The 5,189-nt window shown below is 66.9% G+C and carries 2 protein-coding genes and 2 pseudogenes; all 4 read left to right on the top strand.

Going from position 1 to position 5,189, the window contains the following annotated elements:
• Positions 1-695: 695 nt before the first annotated feature.
• Positions 696-989, top strand: coding sequence for a hypothetical protein (locus Q0L57_RS05580; protein ID WP_296739232.1), 294 nt, complete (start codon positions 696-698; stop codon positions 987-989).
• 473 nt (positions 990-1,462) lie between these two features.
• The gene (locus Q0L57_RS05575) at positions 1,463-2,455 is read left to right on the top strand and encodes a DUF4347 domain-containing protein (RefSeq protein WP_296739231.1); all 993 of its coding nucleotides are present in this window, start codon (positions 1,463-1,465) and stop codon (positions 2,453-2,455) included.
• 1 nt (position 2,456) lies between these two features.
• A pseudogene (locus Q0L57_RS05570) lies at positions 2,457-2,954 on the top strand (DUF4347 domain-containing protein); the annotation flags it as partial.
• A gap of 1,303 nt (positions 2,955-4,257) precedes the next feature.
• Positions 4,258-5,189, top strand: a pseudogene (locus tag Q0L57_RS05565) (hypothetical protein); the annotation flags it as partial.

The following is a 5,189-nucleotide window of genomic DNA, read 5'->3' as shown; positions in this document are numbered from 1 at the left end:
CGACCGGTGACACCGGCGCCACGGGTGCAACTGGAGCGACCGGAGCAACAGGCGCGACGGGCGACACTGGAGCCACAGGCGCGACGGGCGACACTGGAGCAACAGGTGCGACAGGCGCAACTGGAGCAACAGGCGCCACGGGCGATACTGGAGCGACCGGAGCAACAGGCGCGACGGGCGATACTGGAGCCACAGGTGCGACAGGCGCAACTGGTGCGACCGGCGATACCGGCGCCACGGGTGCAACTGGAGCGACCGGAGCAACAGGCGCGACGGGCGACACTGGAGCCACAGGTGCGACAGGCGCAACTGGAGCAACAGGCGCGACCGGAGATACCGGCGCCACGGGTGCGACCGGAGCGACGGGCGCAACTGGTGATACCGGCGCGACGGGTGCAACCGGGGCAACTGGTTCTACCGGTGCCACCGGTTCGACCGGGGCGACTGGGCCAACAGGTGCTACCGGCTCGACCGGTGCAACGGGCTCGCCCGGTCCGACCGGATCTACCGGACCGACCGGCTCCGGAGGCGAGACTGGTGATCATGGTAGCGATGCCAACAATGGCCACGGCAACGGTCAACAGCCACCACCCGGTAACTCCGGCGGCCATAACAATGGCGACAACGGCGTCCACCAGGGACAGGGCAACTCCGCCGGCGGTCAGGGCAAAGGAAACGGCGGCCAAAGCGCCGTGGTGACTTCCAGCACCCTGGGGCTCAAGGACACGACGCAGTTCCTGCAGTCAGGCTCTGGCGGCGGTAATGGCAAGAGCTCGTTCGGCCAACTCATCAATCAGGTGGTTGGCTCGACGACGACGGATCTCTTGAACGTCCTGAATTCGGTCAAGGGCTTCGGTCAGAACCAGAACCAGCCGTCCGGCGCGACGTCCGATCTTAATTCGGACAAGGGCAAGCAGGGCGCCGGATACGGCCAGACCGACGACACGCTCAAGAATGGCTTGAAGAACATCCTCAAGCCGCATGATTGAGCACGGCCTGAATAGGGCCGCCGCCGGAAGGTGAGAACGGACGCGGGCCGGGCGGAAACGCCAGGCCCGCTTCTCGTTTGCGATCGAGACGCCGCACTGGAAGGCGGATCTCAGACCTGCCTCGCGGGCTGGGCGCCCTGGTTCGTCGGTCACTGCGTCGTGCCGGATTAACCAAGGGTAGCCTTTGCAACCTTTATACATTTACAAGTTGCTAATTTTCGAGTTTACTAATTCTTAGTAATTGGGGAGCGCTGGGGCGAGACGGCTGGCGGGCTGTCGATCCCTAGAGGGTTGGGGAGCAGGAGCTGGGGGGCGTAGCCCATATGGCGGACGAATAAGACGGGGCATGCTGGCAAGCGTGCACTCCAGGTCCGCATGACGTTTGTCCGCCTGCGAGAGGCGGACAATTCCTGATCCGGATTTCCCTTGTGTTCAACGCCGAGCGATCGGCGCTGTTGCTGCTGGGGTGCGTTATGGGTCGAGTGAAATCGCGTGTGTCGCCGGTCGGGCTTGGTGCTGGTTCCAGCAACCCCCCGATCCACATTCCGACCGATTCCGTGGGCCATGCGCTGCGACCCGGCCCTTTCTGGTCAGGCGCCTCGGAGCTCGCTTTCGTCGATCCCTCCATACCCGATCTTGGCACGGTCCTGTGCAACCTCAGGCCGGAAGTCGAGGCGATCGTCCTCAACCGCGAGATGCGGCCTTCCCGGCAAATCGCGCGAGCGCTCGAAGGCCGCGACGGCCTCGATGCCCTGCACGTCATCGCGCATGGCGCGCCCGGGCGCGTGAGTTTCGCCGCCGGCGAATGGTCGGCCGACACGCTGGAGCGGGATGCGGCCGAACTCGCTTCGATCGGCGCGGCCCTGGCCGAGTCCGGTGGCTTGCTCCTGTGGAGCTGCAACGCCGGCGCCGGTGTCGTCGGAACGAATTTCATCGATGCCCTGTCGGACGTGACCGGCGCGCCAGTCGCTGCGGCGACCGGTCTGGTTGGCTCGACCGAGCAGGGCCGCGTCTGGAAACTGAACTTGCAGACAAGGAGGGCCGCGGCGCGGCCTCCGCTTGGGGAGGTAGGCATGGTGAACTACGCAGCAGTGCTGGCAGTGCCGTTGATCTCGACCGGCAAAGGCGAACGGCTGACCATTTTCGGCAGATGGCCAGCAGGCACCGCGGCTGGCACCTACTTCGTCGTCCTGAACGACGGCGGCACGCTGAATGTCATCGGACAGTTCATCGTGCCGGCAAACTTTGGAGGCACGTTCGCGATCTCCGAAGCTCTCCCTGCGGGGCGCTATGCCGTGGGTCCACGCAGCCCCGGCCCGAACACCATCGCCGTCTACAATGGCACGTGGCATCCGGCTGGCAACAACGCCGGATCATGGTCGGTCAGCGATTTCAATGCTGCGATAACGGCGTCCCTCAACAATCCAGTCGAAGTCACCCCCCGCCAGTCTGATCGGGGGGCGTAAGATGATAACCGGCCGCGAAATCGCCTTCATCGACCCATCAGTCGCCGACATCCCGGAGTTTGTTGGGGGGCTACGGTCAAACGTTCTGCCAGTGCTTCTCAGCGGTACGATGCCGGCCTCGCAAGAGATCGCGCGCGCCCTGCGCGGCCAAGCGAACCTCGATGCTGTCCACATTGTCGTCCACGGTCGCTCGGGCGAACTCAATTTCACCGGCGGAGCACTCTCAATTGCCAACGTCGACAAGCACTCGGATGAGCTCAGAGCTATCGGCGATGCACTTGGGCCGGACGGCGATCTGTTGCTGTGGGCCTGCAACGCGGGCGAAGGCGCTCGCGGGCGTGCGTTTGTCGCGGCTCTGTCGGATGCGACCGGTGCGCCCATTGCGGCGGCGGCGGGTTTAATTGGTGCCGCTGCACGGGGTGGAAGCTGGCAGTTGGGAGTGCTGCCAGGTCACGCAGTTATATCACCTCCACTGACGGTGGCAGGCATCGCGGCCTACGGTGGCGTCCTAAATAATAGTGTCGCTGCGCCAGCGGGGCTCAGTTTCATCGAAATTGCGTTCCCTAGCAGCCCGACAGCCGGCGTCTATTTTCTTACCGCAGTTGTTGGAGGAAATACGATTGTTGTCGGATCTTTTACTATTCCTTCGGGTAGCGTGAACGGCGGAACGATGGTCGTTCCTGTCTATCTTACGTCGTCTGCTACTGTTACTGTGAATTCTGGCACTTATAACGGCGGAAGTAGCGCAACTTGGGCCGTTGGTGCTGCGGTCAGCTCTACTACTTGGACCGTGACTGACTTGACTGCTGCCGGCCCGACTGGCCCGACTGGGGCTACCGGAGCAACGGGCGCTACCGGAGCTACAGGTGCGGAAGGCGCTACGGGTGCCACAGGTGCAACTGGCGCCACAGGCGCGCAGGGCGTGACGGGTTCGACCGGCGCCACGGGCGCAACCGGCGCCACGGGTGCCCAAGGCGTGACGGGTTCGACCGGCGCCACGGGCGCGACAGGCGCCACAGGTGCCCAGGGCGTAACGGGTTCGACTGGCGCAACCGGTGCCACAGGCGCGCAGGGCGTAACGGGTTCGACCGGCGCGACTGGCGCAACCGGTGCCACAGGCGCGCAGGGCGCGACGGGTTCGACCGGCGCCACGGGCGCAACCGGCGCTACGGGTGCGCAAGGTGTGACGGGTTCGACCGGTGCAACAGGCGCGACTGGCGCCACAGGTGCGCAGGGCGGCACGGGTTCGACCGGTGCGACGGGCGCAACCGGTGCCACGGGCGCGCAGGGCGTGACGGGTTCCACCGGCGCTACAGGTGCGACCGGAGCCACAGGCGCGCAAGGCGTGACGGGTTCGACCGGTGCGACGGGCGCAACCGGTGCCACGGGTGCAACTGGAGCAACTGGCGATACCGGGGCGACAGGAGCAACCGGAGCGACTGGCGCAACGGGTACCACTGGCGCGACCGGAGCCACAGGCGATACCGGCGCTATGGGTGCTACCGGAGCCACTGGCGATACCGGGGCGACCGGAGCCACAGGCGCGACTGGCGCCACTGGCGCAACTGGTGACACTGGCGCAACCGGAGCCACGGGGGCCACCGGACCTACCGGCGATACGGGTGCCACCGGTGCAACGGGCGCGACTGGCGCAACTGGTGACACTGGCGCCACCGGCGACACGGGTGCTACGGGCGCGACGGGAGCCACTGGTGCAACCGGCGCAACGGGCGATACGGGTGCGACCGGAGCGACGGGCGCAACGGGTGCCACCGGCGCTACGGGCGATACCGGAGCGACTGGTGCAACAGGCTCCACGGGTGCAACAGGCGATACCGGCGCAACCGGAGCCACGGGAGCCACTGGCGCGACCGGAGCCACAGGCGATACTGGCGCCACGGGTGCAACTGGCGCCACCGGAGCTACCGGCGATACCGGTGCCACAGGCTCGACCGGCGCCACGGGTGCGACTGGCGCTACAGGTGCGACCGGCGCAACTGGTGATACGGGGGCTACGGGCGCAACCGGCGCTACTGGCGATACCGGAGCGACTGGCGCAACGGGAGCAACTGGTGCAACCGGCGCGACGGGCGATACGGGTGCCACTGGACCAACCGGCGCGACTGGTGCCACTGGCTCGACCGGCGCAACTGGCGATACGGGCGCGACTGGAGCAACTGGTGCGACCGGGGCCACAGGCGATACCGGGGCGACCGGGGCCACAGGCGCGACTGGTGCGACCGGCGCAACTGGTGACACTGGCGCCACCGGAGCTACCGGCGATACGGGCGCAACTGGAGCAACCGGTGCCACAGGCGCAACTGGCGCTACCGGTGCCACTGGCGATACCGGAGCGACTGGCGCAACGGGCGACACAGGTGCGACTGGCGCAACAGGTGCCACCGGAGCGACTGGCGATACGGGTGCCACTGGTGCAACCGGCGCGACTGGTGCCACTGGCTCGACCGGCGCTACCGGCGCAACTGGCGATACGGGTGCGACTGGAGCAACTGGTGCGACCGGAGCCACAGGCGATACTGGCGCTACGGGTGCAACCGGCGCGACCGGCGATACGGGCGCCACCGGCTCGACCGGCGCCACGGGCGCAACCGGCGCTACGGGCGCGACTGGCGCTACCGGGGCCACTGGCGATACCGGAGCCGCCGGTTCGACTGGAGCAACCGGCGCCACCGGAGCTACGGGCGACACAGGTGCGACTGGCGCAACAGGTGCC

Origin of the sequence: Mesorhizobium sp., assembly GCF_024509055.1 — a bacterium.
In the GTDB taxonomy this organism is placed as follows: Bacteria; Pseudomonadota; Alphaproteobacteria; order Rhizobiales; family Rhizobiaceae; genus Mesorhizobium.
This window is presented reverse-complemented; position numbering and strand designations above follow the sequence as displayed.

Coding starts and splice junctions, on each gene's coding strand:
- Q0L57_RS05575 (WP_296739231.1), top strand. CDS start 1,463: ATGGGTCGAGTGAAATCGCGTGTGTCGCCGGTCGGGCTTGGTGCTGGT.